Origin of the sequence: Paenibacillus sp. GCM10028914 (assembly GCF_042666275.1) — a bacterium.
Taxonomy (GTDB): Bacteria; Bacillota; Bacilli; order Paenibacillales; family Paenibacillaceae; genus Paenibacillus_AQ.
On sequence record NZ_JBHTFO010000005.1, the window covers coordinates 1 to 15,260 of the forward strand.

Consider the following 15,260-nt stretch of genomic DNA (forward strand, 5'->3'; position numbering starts at 1 on the left):
ACGCCGCCAGCGTTCGTCCTGAGCCAGGATCAAACTCTCCATTAAAGTTTAATGAAAAGAGCGATTCGCTCATTTAGAAAAACTGACGAGAATTAAAATTCTCTTTTTGATCTTACCGAAGTAAGATCGGTTTAACTCACTCGTTGTTCAGTTTTCAAAGGTCAATTGTTTCGTCGTTGTCGTTCATTCTCATTCGCAACAACTCTTATATCATATCACACTCTTTCGAAGTTAGCAAGCTTTTTTTGAATTATTTTTTTCGAAGAATTCAATTCAGCTTGTTAGCTAGCGTTTCGTGTGCGGCCTGTTTTTCTCGGCCGGATTTATAATATATCATACTCCCAATCATCTTTGCAAGTCTTTTTTTTAAAAAAGTTTTGCGATGTTTCATTATGTGATTTGAAGCCGCCATTCGGCGGCGTCCTCACTGAAAAGGAAGCGAAAATTAATTTACCACATAGAAAGCGAGTTAGTCAACACTTTTTATAAATATTAATGTTTGATTTGCGGAAACTTCCCGTTACGCGCATATTTGGATAACTCTTTTTGCGGAGCGAACCTTGCATACATCCGGAATACCGTTTTATAACGGTTGGCTATGGCCTGTCGAATATTTTGATCAAGTCGCTGGTCACTCAGATCCAACAACATTTCATCAAGCTCTTTTCGCAATACATAATCTAGCTCTTTACACTCTTTTTCATTAAACAGCATTCCAAGCATTGTTGGACCTCCTTTAAATTGTACAAGCGGTATTCCCTTATACATGCTTCATCTCCGGCTCCTGTCTAGAGCTATGTAATATTCAATGTGCGAATAGATTGCAGAATGGATACTGTCTCCCTTTATCCATAAGTCATGACCTATAAAGCGCTCTGGTAATTAGACCAAAGCCGCTTTATTAGGTATGCTCATATTTTCGGAAAATTATGACACCAACCACAACGTTATTGTACTCTCGATTACAGCGGCCACTAATAGCAGCAAGACAATCCACAAAGAGCCTGTTCTTGATTTGCGCCAGAACTCACGCCATTGCATCTTAATCCCGCTTCCTCTGTCCTTATTAAAAGCCATGCTTTTAAATGATAGCCCTCCTAAGGCTAGACCATACCCACAGGCAATGATTATTACCGGAATTTCAATAATTCCATGCGGAAGCAGCCCCTTAAAGATCAGTTCGACCAGATCCCCTCCGCTCGACTCCACTACGCTTAGAAGGAAACCTAGTACCATCCCGTTAATCGCCAAAAACACAATCGGAATAATTCCGAACAGTATTCCCGAGAACAACACCAATATACTTTTGATACTGTTATTGAGAAATATAAAGATAAAGAAACTTAGCTCTGGATGATCAGATTGTCTTAAACTTTGGCTCATTTCTCCCAATCCTTGAATTTCCTTAACAATAATGTCTTGAATTGGGCCTGAACCTATCCATCCTACGGCAATACCTAGAGCAAATAATACAGCGGAAATCATCAGTGGCAACTTGATCGCCGCCAAATCTTTCATAAAAATACTAAAACGATACATGACATGCCTCCTTAAACAGTAATAACTCACAAGTACGAGCATAGATTTTAGTAAACAAGCAGTAGCATTTGAATAGGGGGAGGACTCTAGCATATGAATTTTTTCTATGTATTAAACGGCAAGAAAATAAAAAGGTTTTTCTTTGTGTTCGCAGCTGCCATTTTCGCTGTAGGGGTCATTTATGTAGAAAGTGATAACATCTCTGTCTTCTCTGAGAACTCGCCTTCGGCGATTTACAGTGTGTCCACAGATAAGAAGCAGATTGCACTTACATTTGACATCAGTTGGGGTGAAAAGCGAACAGAGCCCATCCTACAAGTTCTAAAGGACAAAAATGTTCCAAAGGCAACTTTCTTCTTATCCGCACCTTGGAGTAAAAGTCATCCTGATATTGTGAATCAAATCAAGGATGGTGGTTTTGAAATTGGAAGCCATGGTTTTAAACATGACAATTACAGCACCCTGACCGATGAAGAAATACGTAAACAGATTTCAACAGCACATAATATTTTAACCGCAATGATCGGACAAGAACCGAAACTAATCCGGATGCCTAACGGAGATTTTGACAAAAGGGTGTTAAATATTGCAGATAGTCTCAATTACACGGTGATTCAGTGGGATACCGACTCTCAGGATTGGAAGAATATCGGTGTAGACAAGATTGTTGACCGCGTAGTATCGAAAGCACATCCTGGTGATATCGTCCTTCTCCATGCCAGCGATTCTTCGAAACAAACGCATGAGGCACTTCCCAAAATTATAGATGAGCTGCGGAGTCAGGGATATGAGTTTGTAACTGTTACAGACCTCCTTCAACAGAGCAGTACCAAAGGATCTGAAGTACGGGATCAAGCCATGCTCCAAAAAAACATTGAAGATGCAGCAGGGTTATAGGATAAGACTTTAATAAAAAAAGAGCTAATTTGATTAGCTCTTTTTCTCATCTTGAGTTACTTTATGCAGCGTAAGTATTTGGTAAGCATTACACGCCAGCAACGGAATAATAATAAACACGGTTGCATTGTTGACCCCGATTTTTAATACTCCAATAATTTCGAGAATTGTAACTGCCAGCATGAAGAACATTGTTGGTATAAGTGCATTGATGTTAGTGACCTTCACTTTAAAATATGTAACAATAGCGGCGGTGATTAGAATACCTATTCCCAATAAAAGATCCCATGTAAGATTCTTCTCTCCACCTACAAATGTACGCAAAAACATTAATTCTAGCAACGCAAGTACTGAAAGAACAATTTGTACATACTGCCACGTCTTCCTCTTGAATACCCCGACGCCCATATAGTTCAAGGTAAGGTAAGCGAAGAAACCCAACTGGGAATACACACTCACAAGTGCCCCATACCCGAACAAGATCAACGGAAATATAAGCATATCCACGGCACCTTTAAACTCGATCGTACCTGTAGCGAACTGTAATATCAACCCTGCGATAACAGCCCCCACTGCCCCTACGAGCATTGTTTTCCAAAATAACCTTGCCCACTTCCGTAAACTCAAATGCTTTCACCCCCATTAAATCATTATTTTACCAACGTTCACAATAAAAAACCATTCCCGCTTCGACATATTTCTTCATTTCCATCACATACTATCTCTAGAACCCCATCAAAGGAGGACAACGGTTATGAAGTGGCCATTATTTCGTTTATGTATTATTCTCTGCGCAACTACCGGGCTGCTTACCGCTTGCGGATCTGATCAAGGGTATTCGTCACAGCAGCTCGGTTATAAAGAGATGAAATCAATGGTTGTTGATATTCTTAAGAGCGATGAAGGAAAAAAAGCGGTTGAGGAAGCGCTGAAAGGTTCTGGCTCTTCAAGCGGTGAGGGTGGATCGACCAGCATGAAAATGTTATCCGCTCAATCCGGTGAACAGATTCGTACAGCGGTAAAAGACACGCTTGTCTCCGAAGAATATAAGAAAGAGATCGAAAAAATCATGACTGATCCTAAATTCGCCGGCGAGTTCGCTAAAGCAATCAATGCTGAAAGTAAACAGCTTCACCAGCAACTAATAAAAGATCCGACATATCAAAAATCAGTACAGGATATTTTGAAATCTCCTGAGGTCATGAAATCTTTCCTCGACTTGACGAAAACATCTGACTACCGCAAACAATCCATGACCATTATGCAAGAAGCCATGCAAAACCCCCTCTTCCGGATGGAAGTATTAGAATTACTAAAATCCGTCGTAAAGGACGAGCTGCAACCTTCGGTTGAGAAAAAGGAACAAAAAGGTGGCGAGCAAGGCCAAGGTGAAAAGCAAGCTGGCGATAAAGAAGGAAATAACGAAAAAGAAAAAGAACAAGGTGGCGGAACTGGCGGAGGTTCCTAATTGTTCTACATTAAAAAAACAAAAGCTCCTGAATTGGGAGCTTTTGTTTGTTACGTATAATTATGATGCGGAACCATCACACTTACCGGATATCTTAGCTGCTATTTCATCATAGATGATCGCACTTTCTGTACCCGCTCTATACACAGATGGAGAAAAATCAGGATCTGCCGGTAGGTTATCTGGACCCCCTAGCGGCAACTGTCCAAGAAGCTCCGTGTGGAGTGTTTCTGCCAGCATTCCCCCGCCTCCGCGGCCAAATACGTAGTCCTTCTCCCCACAGTGTGAACAGCTGTAATAAGACATGTTCTCCACAACCCCAAGGATTTGGTGGTCTGTTTGAATAGCCATAGCTCCAGCACGAGCTGCCACGAATGCTGCAGTAGCATGAGGTGTCGTTACTATGATCTCCTTGCTTTGTGGAATCATTTGATGGACATCAAGGGCGACATCACCTGTTCCTGGTGGAAGGTCAAGCAGCATATAATCCAGCTCACCCCAAGCTACGTCTTCGAAAAATTGACGCAGCATTTTACCAAGCATCGGTCCACGCCATACAACCGGGCTATTCTCGCGGATAAAAAATCCCATAGACATGACCTTTACTCCAAACCGTTCCACTGGGACAATGACTCCATCATCCGTTATATTCGGCCCTTCTTCGATCCCCATCATATCCGGTACGCTGAATCCATAGATATCAGCATCGATCAATCCAACTTTTTTACCCTGACGTGCAAGAGCAGTTGCTAAATTGACAGTAACGGTTGATTTACCTACACCGCCTTTACCACTCGCTATAGCAATAAAATGAACTCCAGAATTCTCACTCAGGAGCTCGTTATTTTGCATTCCTGCAGCATGTCCTTTGGTAAGCTTCTCTTGATCATGCGGGTCTTCTTGTTCTGCATAAACTAAAGGGCGCATCCTAATATGAATATCTTCCGCTCCTATCGCTTGAAGCAGCTCTCTAATCTGTCCGTCAAGCAATGCCCGTTCCTCTTCGTTGCTGTAGGTGACGGACAATCTTACTGTCTTTTCCTTTACCACAATATCGCGAATTCGTTGCAGCTCAATCAGGCTTTTCCCTGTCTCGGAGTCCTGAATCGGCTGTAGAATTTCCTGTACCTGCTCTCTGCTTATCAGCATAACAATCAGCACCTCAGCTCTATGTAATGGCATTATCTGAATGTATCAATTCTTAACTATTATACCATTACTTCGCTACCTCTGACGACTGATTCACACGCTCCCCTGATGTATAACGCAAAATACCTTTATACACAGAAGCAGCAACTTTTCTTTGGTATTTTTCATCACGGAGCATTTCAGATTCCTGAGGATGTGATAGAAAACCTACTTCAACAAGTGTGGATGGAATTCGAAGTGCTTGGAGCAGAAAGACTGTATCATCTTTTTTGGCGATACGCTGCGTGTTCTCCAGATTATGTTTAATTTCATTCTGAATGATTTCAGCCAAACTTTTGCTTTCGTCATTGTTGGGTGGATAAAATGTTTGTGCCCCACTCCAGCGATTTGAGGGAATGCTGTTAAGGTGAATACTTACAAACATATCCGCACGACTATCCTCGATTAGCCTCACTCGTTTCTTCAGATCCTCTGTTTTTCGTTTCGAGTATCCCTTTGTCTCCGTTGAAGCTAGATCGTAGTCGCCCTCTCTTGTCATCACCACCAAGGCACCTGCTTGTTGAAGATAATCACGTAAATATAGCGTTACGGCGAGATTGACATCCTTCTCAATGATTCCTTGTTTGCTAACAGCTCCCCCATCAGGTCCCCCATGACCCGGATCCAAAGCTATCACTTTACCTGCCAGAGGCAGATTCCAGTACTTTACCGTATGTGCACTTGGAATCTCATAAGATACTACGGTAAGTAATAAAGCAAGCAGAACGATACCAAATATCGTACGCTTAACTCGTTTCCAAGATATCCACAGGGTTACTTTGTCAGATCCCGGCTTGGACATAAAAAATCCACCTCGTCCCATGAGTGTTGTACTTCATGCATATGGGACAAGGTGGTGAAATATACCGCTCTTTATACAGTTATACGTTCTTTCATACCCTCAATCAGAATCTGAGCTACCTCAGGGCGAGTAAACTCCGGTGGCGGGCATTTGCCTTCTCTCAACAATCCACGTACTTTCGTTCCTGAGAGCGTCAAATGCTTCTCCTTGTCATGTGGACAAGTCTTACTGGAAGCCATGTTACCGCATACGGTACAGAAGAAACTATGCTCAAAGAATAGAGGTGTTATCCCGAGCTCCTCTGCTGTAAAGTTACTAAAAATCTCTTGCGCCTCATATGTTCCGTAATAGTCGCCCACTCCTGCATGATCACGGCCTACAATAAAATGCGTACAGCCATAATTTTTTCTTACGATCGCATGAAAAACAGCTTCGCGTGGACCAGCATATCGCATTGCTGCAGGGAAAACACCCAGAAATGTTCGATTAGCAGGATAATAGTGCTCAAGAAGCTTTAAATAGCTGTTCATGCGCACATCTGCTGGAACGTCATCTGATTTTGTCTCTCCAACTAGCGGATTTAAGAAAAGAGCATCCACGATTTCCATAGCACTCTTTTGAATATATTCATGGGCACGATGAACCGGATTACGGGTCTGAAACCCTACAACTGTCTTCCACCCTTGTTCCTGAAAGTAAGCTCTAGTCTGTTCAGGATCATAATAAAACTCTTTGAATTTATCCGGCTCTGGACGAGTAAGCACTTCAATAGGTCCACCAACATAAGTTGCGGATCGTTCAAATAGCTTTTGTACACCTGGGTGCTCTAGATCGTCTGTCTTAAATACCTGACGTGCTTCTTCCCGCTGATCTATCCGGTATATACTCTCTACTGTAATAACACCATAAATAACGCCGTCTTTCTCTCCTACAAGCGCTGCTTGCTCACCAATCGGCAGCTGAGCTGCGAGCTCCTCATCCACAGATAAAGTGATCGGAATACTCCATACGGTTCCATCAGCCAATCGCATTGACTTCATAACAGATCGATAATCTTCCTCGTTCATAAAACCTTCTAACGGAGAAAAGGCACCGACTCCGATTAAATCCAGATCAGAGATCGTCCATGTGTTTACCGGTATTTGTGTTAGCTGATTCGCTTTTTTCAATAATTCCTCTCGTTTATCCCCTTTAACAACTCTTTGGATTAAGGTCCCACCGTGCGGCAAAATGGTTGTCATAAATATACCTCCCACGAACGTTTAATAAGATCACTGTGAAGAGAATTTCTACGCTGATTATTTATGAAGGCCGCATTCTGTCTTCTCATTGCCAGACCAGCGTCCAGCACGTGGATCTTCGCCCGGAAGAACCTCTCTTGTGCAATAATGGCAGCCAATACTCGGATAATTACGGTCATGCAATGGATTGTATATAACATCATGAGTACGAATATAATTCCATACATCATCACTGGTCCAATCCGCGATCGGATTAAATTTTACAAGTCCAAATTTGCTGTCATACTCTACTTTTTTCGCATTGGCACGTGTTGGTGCCTGATCACGGCGAATTCCTGTAATCCAGGCATCGTATTTACCTAGAATCCGTGTTAAAGGCTCAACTTTCCTTATACCGCAGCATTGATTGGGATCTACACTCCACAAGGTATCCCCGTACTGAGCAGCCTGTTCCTCCGGCGTAATCAAAGGAGATACCCGAACAAACTGCATATTGTATTTGGCGATCATGAGATCACGAGTTTCATACGTTTCCTGGAAGTGAAAGTCTGTATCCAGATAAAAAATATCAGTCGATGGACTGATCTTCTGAATCATGTCTACCAAAACAACATCCTCGGCGCCAAAACTGCATGCAAATGTAATGTTTGGGAATGCTTCAATCGCTTGTCTAATTACTTCTTCGGCAGAACTATGCTCAAAATCAACTGCTTTCTCATTAATCCACGCTTCTTTTTCCAGTAAATTCAATGTATTGCCCTCCCTTATAAACAAACCCATTAAATCCTACGGTAATAGTATGAATTAAATACAGTATAGATCATTTCTATTTATTGTCAACTGTATTAAGGCTCAAAATTACAAAAAAACCTTTTCCTGAAAAGGAAAAGGCCTTAATCATCAACTCATTGAAACAGTGAAATAATTAATAATTGCAATCTGATTTTATTCTTATCGAAAGAGCATAAAGTTATTTCTGTTTCTGTATTTCAAATTCCTGAATACCTGCATACAGCGGTGCGATGATATACGTATCAAATACTAGAACAGGATTTCCTGCCTCGTTGATATAAAACTGCTGATCATCTTCAATCCCCCTAGCTCCCTTAGAGGCATAGAATTCCTCATAGTAATCAAGCAGGTTGCTGTCTTCCTTTGCTCGTTCTTTAACTTGTCGCTCAATTTCCCGATTAGCCACCTGCTTATACTGATCACCTAATAAATCCTGGAGCGTAATATTCTTTCCTGTCTTCATGTCAATGTTATACATGTACTGTGTCACATATTCTGCTGGTTCTGAAATTCCCGATTCATCAAGATATTGTTGAATGGTGTTGTTACGCTCTGTCTGTGTCACAACAAATGAAAGTATATTATCATTAGAACAGTGGACTTTATAATCAAAATCATAACTCATCGGTATATAATCACTTTCTTTATTCCCCGCTGCTATATAATTCTTCTTATACTCTGCTGAATCAATCTCCGCTTGTTCTGTAAGAGCTTGAATTGTATCCGATACTTCCTTATTGATGCGCTGCTCCAATTCTTTGTTTGCAGAATCTGTAATAGATGGCATTTTGACATGTGTCTCATCTGCTTCTCGGGAGAGCGTATACTCGCTAATGGTAACGACTTTAGCAATGTTGTTCAAAATCGGTATTTTGGATATAGAAGAAGCAAATACTGTGCTCGTATTCACCATAATAACAAATACTGCTGCACAAGCTGCTGCAGGGATCAGTAGATATTTCTTATCTAGAAAAGATGATTTTTTATTATTCATATATTTTGCTTCCCTTTCTTGGTGGGCCTTATTAAGAACTTGTTGACGGATTTCTTCTTTATTCACAAGATTCTCTTCAATTACATGTCTCAAAATTTCCTTCTCAGTCATACATAGACACCATCCTGGCCAAATTTATTACGGATTTCCCGAGTGGTACGGTAGATCCGATTTTTCACTGTAGATTCATTCAGATTAAGTACTTGAGCGATGTCAGCAATGGTCATGTCAGCGTAGTAATAGAGCAAAAATACTTTTTGTACACCTTGAGGCTTATTCTTTAGAAAGCGCCAGATTTGATCTAATGCCTCTTGATATACAATTTCGGATTCCAAAGGATTATCAAACGTATTAACATTCACATCTGCTTGATTGAACTCTTCATCCTCTTCAGTTCGCCCAAACAGAGGAATGATTCGCTGTAATTTATCTTGAAGGCGATAACGCTTCGCGATCTTTGATTTGGCGATTCGGATGATATAAGCTTCAGGATTCTGAATATAGTCAGCCCCTTTTTCCACAAGAATCCGATAAAAGGACAGATATGTTTCTTGAAGAATATCCGGTATATCTTGAGTGTTTCTACATTTGCATGTTACATAGATGAGACAAGCTTGATATGTATCATCATAAATTTTGTTAAAATGACCGTCGACGGTTTCGTGCTGCACTCTCTCACCCCCTATAGTATTGAAGAGCAGGTAAGTATATAAATTGTTTCAGTTAAAATCTGACAGCAGGAGACAACCTTATAGACACAGTTAAAAGGCTCCCTTTCGATTAACGAAGGAGCCTCTTATCTTTGTTTATAAACTTATTTAAAACTATTGCTATATCATATATGTATTAAATAAAAACAGCCTGTTCCACCAATGGTGGAGCAGGCTGTAAACGTTGATATTAACGCTTGGAGAACTGAGGTGCGCGACGAGCCGCTTTAAGACCGTATTTCTTACGCTCTTTCATACGAGGGTCACGAGTCAGGAATCCAGCTTTTTTCAGGGAACCACGGAATTCAGGATCAGCTTTCAGCAATGCACGGGAGATCCCGTGACGGATTGCACCAGCTTGACCAGAAATACCGCCACCATGAGCGATGACGAGAACGTCATATTTACCCAATGTTTCAGTCAGGTTCAAAGGTTGTTTAACGATCAGTTTGAGAGTTTCCAAACCGAAGTATTCATTGATGTCACGTTTATTAATGACAATTCGTCCTTCACCCGGTACAAGGCGAACACGTGCTACCGAGTGCTTACGACGACCTGTCCCATAGTATTGTACTTGTGCCATGAAACTGTCCTCCTTTTAATTAACCGCGAAGTTCGTAAACTTCTGGTTTTTGAGCTTCGTGTGGATGTGCTGTGCCTGCATAAGCTTTGAGTCTCAGCTTCATTTTTTCGCCCATACGGGTTTTTGGAAGCATGCCGTGAACCGCGCTCTCGATCACGCGCTCAGGGAATTTTTTGATCATGTCTTCAGCAACAGTCACTTTCAATCCACCTGGATGCATGGAGTGACGGTAGTATTTCTTGTCAGTCATTTTCTTACCAGTCAGAGCGATTTTCTCCGAGTTAATTACGATTACGAAATCGCCAGTATCCACATGTGGAGTGAATTGTGGCTTATGTTTGCCGCGGATAAGAGCAGCAACTTCACTTGCCAAGCGGCCAAGCGTTTTGCCTTCGGCATCAACGATGTACCAAGAACGCTCAACTTCATTTGGCTTAGCCATATAGGTCGTACGCATGTATAGTTCCTCCTTGTTTTCATCCGAAAATTCTTGTCAAATTTTCTTCATCTATCTTCGATCGTATGTCTAACATTATTTTAATTGATGGATAGTTCTCGGCATTTTCTTAACCGGGGCTGTGGGAGAGCCGTTAAGAAAACACAACTTATATAATACAGGAACAACCCCTAAATCGCAAGCGATTTTTTAGTTAAACAATACGTTTTTTAGTCGTTAAATTTAAACAAACCATGAAAAATGTTAAGCCCTGATTCTACTTCCGTTTAATAAATCCGATTCTGTAAATGAATTAGCAAAAATCGTCTTTCTCTAAAGAAGTTAAATCATATTCAACATCCCAGAGCATGAGCCCCGTACCCATTGCTGTCGGTCCGGCTGCTGCCCGGTTTTTGGCTTCGAGTATCGTTGCAATGCTCTCTGGTGTTCTTTTGCCCTCTCCCACTTCCATAAGCGTACCCATGATAATTCTCACCATATGCTGTAAGAAGCCACTGCCTGTCACAAATGTATGAACAATCCCCTGATCTCTGGTACCTGGACGACACATACTCGTGTCAGTCTCAATCCATGCATCATATATTGTTCTTACATGTGAAGGTTTCGTAGATTTCCTTGATGCAAAGGTAGTAAAGTCATGCGTTCCGATCAGGTAGCGCAGCCCTTCTTCCATAGCAGCTATATCAAGCTTGCCATGATGATGGAATTGATACCTGCGGTTAAACAGATCAGGGAACTGATTAGCGTTAATCGTATACCGATACGTTTTTCGCTTCGCTTCCCGACGAGAGTGAAATTCAAGCGGTACTTCCACCGCATCTGTAACGACGATATCCTGAGGTAACCTCGAATTCAGTGCAATACACCAGCGCTCTACTGGAATCTTGGAATGCGTATAAAAATTGAACACCTGACCTCTTGCATGAACACCTGCATCCGTACGACCAGAGGCTGTAATCTTCAAGCGTTCACCTGAGAGTCGTTCAATTGCATCCTCAAGTAGATCCTGAATCGTGTTTCCACCAGGCTGTGTCTGGAAGCCATTATAGTTGGTTCCGTCGTAACTGACTTTCATCAGAAGATTGCGCATGGTTCTCCTCCTGGTTCACTTCCTTGAATCTGCCACCAAGCAGATAGAACCTCATCGTCCTGTTAGGGACGATAGAAGTTTAGCATGTAAGAAATAGAAGAATTGCTTCTATATCTAAAAAAGAGCCCCCAAGGAGCTCCTTTTCATCATGCTAGCCGATCCCTTATAGTCAGCCGCATGACTAGAAGGCCCTCGCATACGATGCCCTGGGGTAGCCGAGATGAGCCGGAAGCCGACTTTGATCCATCTCGAACCACGACCCGATTGGATAGGCTGCACTGTCTCCATAATGGATAAACAAGTGTAGAGCCGGGCATACATAACTACAGTCACTTCAGAATGCAGTGCTCACTCCCTTGAATCAGATATGATGCAGAACCATCAAACCTGATATCAAAAGGTGATCTAACGGGATCGAGTTAACTACGCGCGGTCAACCAGTTCCAAGTAAACCATTGGAGCTGCGTCGCCACGACGAGGTCCCAATTTCAGGATACGAGTGTATCCGCCTGGACGCTCGGAGTAACGAGGCGCGATTTCGGAGAACAATTTTTGGATAGCATCTTGTTCACCATCAACTGTTTCGCGGCGTACAAATGCAGCCACTTGACGACGAGAGTGCAAATCATTACGTTTTGCCTTCGTGATCAGTTTTTCAGCGATAGAGCGAACTTCTTTAGCTTTCGCTTCAGTCGTTTGAATACGCTCATATAAGAACAGGTCGGTTACCAGGTCACGGAACAACGCTTTACGCGCACTGGAGTCGCGGCCCAACTTTTGGTATGCCATGTGTTTTCCCTCCTTTGCTAGAACAATCTCAAACTATTCTTCCGTACGGAGTCCTAAACCGAGCTCTTCGAGCTTCTCTTGAACTTCTTCCAAGGATTTGCGGCCCAAGTTACGAACCTTCATCATATCCTCTTCTGTTTTCGTAGTGAGCTCTTGTACCGTATTAATACCGGCACGCTTGAGGCAGTTATAGGAACGAACGGAGAGATCCAGCTCTTCGATCGTCATTTCAAGCACTTTTTCTTTCTTGTCTTCTTCTTTTTCGACCATAATTTCAGCATCTTTCGCTTCATCAGTCAAACCAACGAAGAGGAACAAATGCTCAGTCAAAATTTTGGCGCCGAGGCTGACAGCCTCTTCTGGGCGAATGCTTCCATCCGTCCAGATTTCGAGTGTCAACTTATCGTAGTTGGTTACTTGACCAACACGCGTATTTTCAACACCGTAGTTTACACGGCTAATCGGCGTGTAGATCGAATCGACGGGAATGACGCCGATAGGCTGGTCATCGCGTTTGTTCCGATCCGCCTGGACATAGCCACGACCGCGACTCGCAAAAATACGCATGTGAAGTCTCGCACCAGGGCCGAGCGTCGCAATATGAAGATCCGGATTAAGGATCTCTACATCACTGTCCGCACGAATGTCACCAGCGGTAACAACCCCTTCGCCTTCGGCATCGATTTCGAACACTTTCTCTTCATCGGAATGAATCTTCAGCGACAAAGCTTTAAGGTTCAAAATGATTTCAGTCACGTCTTCCATGACACCAGGAATAGTGGAGAACTCATGTAGAACACCATCAATCTGAACAGATGTAACGGCTGCGCCAGGCAGCGAGGACAGCAGAATGCGGCGAAGTGAATTCCCCAGCGTCGTACCATATCCACGCTCTAACGGTTCTACTACGAATTTCCCATAGGTTCCTTCTTCATTGACATCAACGGTCTCAATTTTCGGCTTTTCGATTTCAATCACGCAAGTACCCCTCCTTCAAACGTCGCTCCTATATGAAACTGTCATCTTATCCAGTAATCCATGTAGTATGCCTAAACAACCATTCTTAGCAGATTGCACCGGATTTATACCACATTAACAGGATGACTTCATTATACGCGACGACGTTTTGGTGGGCGGCATCCGTTATGTGGAATCGGTGTTACGTCTTTAATGAGGTTAACTTCCAGACCTGCTGCTTGCAGGGAACGAATCGCTGCTTCGCGGCCAGCACCTGGGCCTTTAACCATAACTTCCACTGCCTTCATACCATGCTCCATTGCAGCTTTAGCAGCTGTTTCAGCAGCCATTTGTGCAGCAAATGGAGTAGACTTACGGGAACCTTTGAATCCCATGCCGCCGGAGCTTGCCCAAGAAATAGCATTTCCGTGGGGATCCGTAATGGTTACGATCGTATTGTTGAACGTGGAACGGATATGTGCCACGCCAGATTCAATATTTTTGCGGTCACGACGTTTAGTACGTACGACTTTTTTTGGTTTAGCCATTGTCTGTTATCCCCCTTTCCTATTTCTTCTTGTTAGCTACCGTACGACGAGGACCTTTCCGTGTACGAGCATTGGTTTTAGTACGTTGTCCACGAACCGGCAATCCACGACGATGACGAACACCGCGGTAGCAGCCAATTTCAGTCAAACGTTTAATATTCAAGGAAATTTCACGACGCAGGTCACCTTCTACCTTAACCGTTTTGTCGATCGTTTCACGCAATTTACCTACTTCATCTTCCGTCAGATCACGAACACGAGTGTCCGGATTGATGCCTGCTTCTTTGATAATTTTCTGAGAAGTCGTTTTACCGATTCCGAAAATGTAAGTCAAGGCGATCTCAACGCGTTTGTCACGTGGCAAATCCACACCAGCTATACGAGCCATTACGCTACACCCCCTTCTTTAACCTTGTTTTTGTTTGTGTTTCGGATTTTCACAGATAACCATTACATTCCCTTTGCGGCGAATGACTTTGCATTTCTCGCAAATAGGCTTCACAGAAGGTCTTACCTTCATGTTAATTACCTCCTCAAAGTTTTACGTTTGTAAAACCAGCTTCGAAAACTAGACTGTTGTTTTGCTAGATGCAAAACTGTTCGTAACCGCTGCTGAGTTTTACTTCAGTAAAACCGCTTCGCAGCTTTCCTTTGTTCCTAAGGAACGAATTCTATTTACGGTAAGTGATACGACCTTTGGTCAGATCGTATGGTGATAATTGAATGACCACTTTGTCACCTGTAAGGATGCGGATAAAGTGCATCCGCAACTTTCCGGAAACGTGAGCGAGAATTTGATGACCATTCTCTAGCTCGACTTTAAATGTTGCATTCGGCAACGGTTCGATAACCGTACCTTCAACTTCAATGACATCTTCCTTGGCCACAGTTATTCTCCTTTCTGATCAACACTTGGATTCGTCGGATAAAAACTTGGCTACGGCGAACCGTAGTTTTCCATTCGTTACCCGACCGCTTTCTTGCAAACTGTTTACAACCTCACTACTTATGAAAGGCTGGGGTTCCAGATGAACAAGATTCTTCTTCTTCGCCTGGTCAAACTTGCGTTTGTTCCCATCCGCAATACTAACAAACTTGCTGTCTTCTATTGAAACGACAATGGCATATTGATCAGCATCTCTGCCTTTCAATACTTTGACGACTTGACCGACTTGAGGAATAGCTGCTTTATTCAAATCAACCAC

General features: G+C 42.6%; 21 protein-coding genes and 1 pseudogene. 2 read left to right on the forward strand and 20 right to left on the reverse strand.

Annotation, left to right across the window (positions count from 1 at the left end; translation table 11 throughout):
- Window positions 1-492 precede the first annotated feature (492 nt).
- Together ACFQV5_RS04115 and ACFQV5_RS04120 are read right to left on the reverse strand one after the other, a co-directional pair.
- Window positions 493-723: a hypothetical protein gene (locus ACFQV5_RS04115; protein ID WP_009592811.1), complete on the reverse strand. Its 231-nt coding sequence runs from the start codon at window positions 721-723 to the stop codon at window positions 493-495.
- A 204-nt stretch (window positions 724-927) separates the two neighbouring features.
- The gene (locus tag ACFQV5_RS04120) at window positions 928-1,539 is read right to left on the reverse strand and encodes a stage II sporulation protein M (protein WP_379243972.1); all 612 of its coding nucleotides are present in this window, start codon (window positions 1,537-1,539) and stop codon (window positions 928-930) included.
- Window positions 1,540-1,632: 93 nt separating this feature from the next.
- Between ACFQV5_RS04120 and pdaB the strand changes: the two genes are divergently transcribed.
- Entirely contained in the window at window positions 1,633-2,436 is an 804-nt protein-coding gene (gene pdaB, locus ACFQV5_RS04125; protein ID WP_379243974.1) for a polysaccharide deacetylase family sporulation protein PdaB, read from the forward strand.
- A 33-nt stretch (window positions 2,437-2,469) separates the two neighbouring features.
- Here pdaB and ACFQV5_RS04130 read toward each other — a convergent pair whose 3' ends face one another.
- A complete protein-coding gene (locus ACFQV5_RS04130; RefSeq protein WP_379243976.1) occupies window positions 2,470-3,063 on the reverse strand; it encodes a KinB-signaling pathway activation protein in 594 nt (197 codons plus the stop codon).
- A gap of 127 nt (window positions 3,064-3,190) precedes the next feature.
- Here ACFQV5_RS04130 and gerD point away from each other — a divergent pair, with 127 nt between their 5' ends.
- Window positions 3,191-3,904 (forward strand): spore germination lipoprotein GerD, encoded by a 714-nt coding sequence (gene gerD / locus ACFQV5_RS04135; protein ID WP_379243978.1) that lies wholly within the window; start codon window positions 3,191-3,193, stop codon window positions 3,902-3,904.
- A gap of 60 nt (window positions 3,905-3,964) precedes the next feature.
- Here gerD and ACFQV5_RS04140 read toward each other — a convergent pair whose 3' ends face one another.
- The 17 genes and pseudogenes from ACFQV5_RS04140 to ACFQV5_RS04220 all read right to left on the reverse strand — a co-directional run bounded on the left by ACFQV5_RS04140 (window position 3,965) and on the right by ACFQV5_RS04220 (window position 15,251).
- Entirely contained in the window at window positions 3,965-5,050 is a 1,086-nt protein-coding gene (locus ACFQV5_RS04140; RefSeq protein WP_379244109.1) for a P-loop NTPase, read from the reverse strand.
- 70 nt (window positions 5,051-5,120) lie between these two features.
- The gene (gene cwlD, locus ACFQV5_RS04145) at window positions 5,121-5,894 is read right to left on the reverse strand and encodes an N-acetylmuramoyl-L-alanine amidase CwlD (protein ID WP_379243980.1); all 774 of its coding nucleotides are present in this window, start codon (window positions 5,892-5,894) and stop codon (window positions 5,121-5,123) included.
- 71 nt (window positions 5,895-5,965) lie between these two features.
- Entirely contained in the window at window positions 5,966-7,135 is a 1,170-nt protein-coding gene (gene sat, locus ACFQV5_RS04150; RefSeq protein WP_379243982.1) for a sulfate adenylyltransferase, read from the reverse strand.
- Between the two features lie 57 nt (window positions 7,136-7,192).
- Window positions 7,193-7,885 (reverse strand): phosphoadenylyl-sulfate reductase, encoded by a 693-nt coding sequence (locus ACFQV5_RS04155; RefSeq protein ID WP_379243984.1) that lies wholly within the window; start codon window positions 7,883-7,885, stop codon window positions 7,193-7,195.
- Window positions 7,886-8,105: 220 nt separating this feature from the next.
- The gene (locus ACFQV5_RS04160) at window positions 8,106-9,032 is read right to left on the reverse strand and encodes a DUF3298 and DUF4163 domain-containing protein (protein ID WP_379243986.1); all 927 of its coding nucleotides are present in this window, start codon (window positions 9,030-9,032) and stop codon (window positions 8,106-8,108) included.
- Window positions 9,029-9,592, reverse strand: a complete 564-nt coding sequence (locus ACFQV5_RS04165) for an RNA polymerase sigma factor (RefSeq protein ID WP_379243988.1) — start codon at window positions 9,590-9,592, stop codon at window positions 9,029-9,031. Before ACFQV5_RS04165 ends, ACFQV5_RS04160 begins: the two co-directional genes overlap by 4 nt.
- Before the next feature lie 229 nt (window positions 9,593-9,821).
- Entirely contained in the window at window positions 9,822-10,214 is a 393-nt protein-coding gene (rpsI, locus tag ACFQV5_RS04170) for a 30S ribosomal protein S9 (RefSeq protein ID WP_054956038.1), read from the reverse strand.
- A 19-nt stretch (window positions 10,215-10,233) separates the two neighbouring features.
- The gene (gene rplM, locus ACFQV5_RS04175; RefSeq protein WP_379243991.1) at window positions 10,234-10,671 is read right to left on the reverse strand and encodes a 50S ribosomal protein L13; all 438 of its coding nucleotides are present in this window, start codon (window positions 10,669-10,671) and stop codon (window positions 10,234-10,236) included.
- Between the two features lie 292 nt (window positions 10,672-10,963).
- The gene (gene truA, locus ACFQV5_RS04180; RefSeq protein ID WP_379243993.1) at window positions 10,964-11,761 is read right to left on the reverse strand and encodes a tRNA pseudouridine(38-40) synthase TruA; all 798 of its coding nucleotides are present in this window, start codon (window positions 11,759-11,761) and stop codon (window positions 10,964-10,966) included.
- 114 nt (window positions 11,762-11,875) lie between these two features.
- Window positions 11,876-12,094: a hypothetical protein gene (locus ACFQV5_RS04185; protein WP_379243995.1), complete on the reverse strand. Its 219-nt coding sequence runs from the start codon at window positions 12,092-12,094 to the stop codon at window positions 11,876-11,878.
- Between the two features lie 90 nt (window positions 12,095-12,184).
- Complete coding sequence (rplQ, locus tag ACFQV5_RS04190) at window positions 12,185-12,550, reverse strand: 50S ribosomal protein L17 (protein ID WP_379243997.1); 366 nt, start codon at window positions 12,548-12,550, stop codon at window positions 12,185-12,187.
- Window positions 12,551-12,583: 33 nt separating this feature from the next.
- Window positions 12,584-13,528, reverse strand: a complete 945-nt coding sequence (locus ACFQV5_RS04195; RefSeq protein WP_208917626.1) for a DNA-directed RNA polymerase subunit alpha — start codon at window positions 13,526-13,528, stop codon at window positions 12,584-12,586.
- A 131-nt stretch (window positions 13,529-13,659) separates the two neighbouring features.
- Window positions 13,660-14,055: a 30S ribosomal protein S11 gene (rpsK, locus tag ACFQV5_RS04200; RefSeq protein ID WP_054956043.1), complete on the reverse strand. Its 396-nt coding sequence runs from the start codon at window positions 14,053-14,055 to the stop codon at window positions 13,660-13,662.
- 19 nt (window positions 14,056-14,074) lie between these two features.
- Window positions 14,075-14,443, reverse strand: coding sequence for a 30S ribosomal protein S13 (gene rpsM / locus ACFQV5_RS04205; RefSeq protein WP_379244000.1), 369 nt, complete (start codon window positions 14,441-14,443; stop codon window positions 14,075-14,077).
- Between the two features lie 18 nt (window positions 14,444-14,461).
- Entirely contained in the window at window positions 14,462-14,575 is a 114-nt protein-coding gene (gene rpmJ / locus ACFQV5_RS04210) for a 50S ribosomal protein L36 (protein WP_003333770.1), read from the reverse strand.
- A 151-nt stretch (window positions 14,576-14,726) separates the two neighbouring features.
- Window positions 14,727-14,942 carry a translation initiation factor IF-1 gene (infA, locus tag ACFQV5_RS04215; RefSeq protein ID WP_028559500.1) on the reverse strand — a complete coding sequence of 72 codons (216 nt, stop codon included), beginning with the start codon at window positions 14,940-14,942 and terminating at the stop codon, window positions 14,727-14,729.
- A gap of 2 nt (window positions 14,943-14,944) precedes the next feature.
- Window positions 14,945-15,251 (reverse strand): annotated as a pseudogene (locus tag ACFQV5_RS04220) (KOW motif-containing protein).
- Window positions 15,252-15,260: the final 9 nt, after the last annotated feature.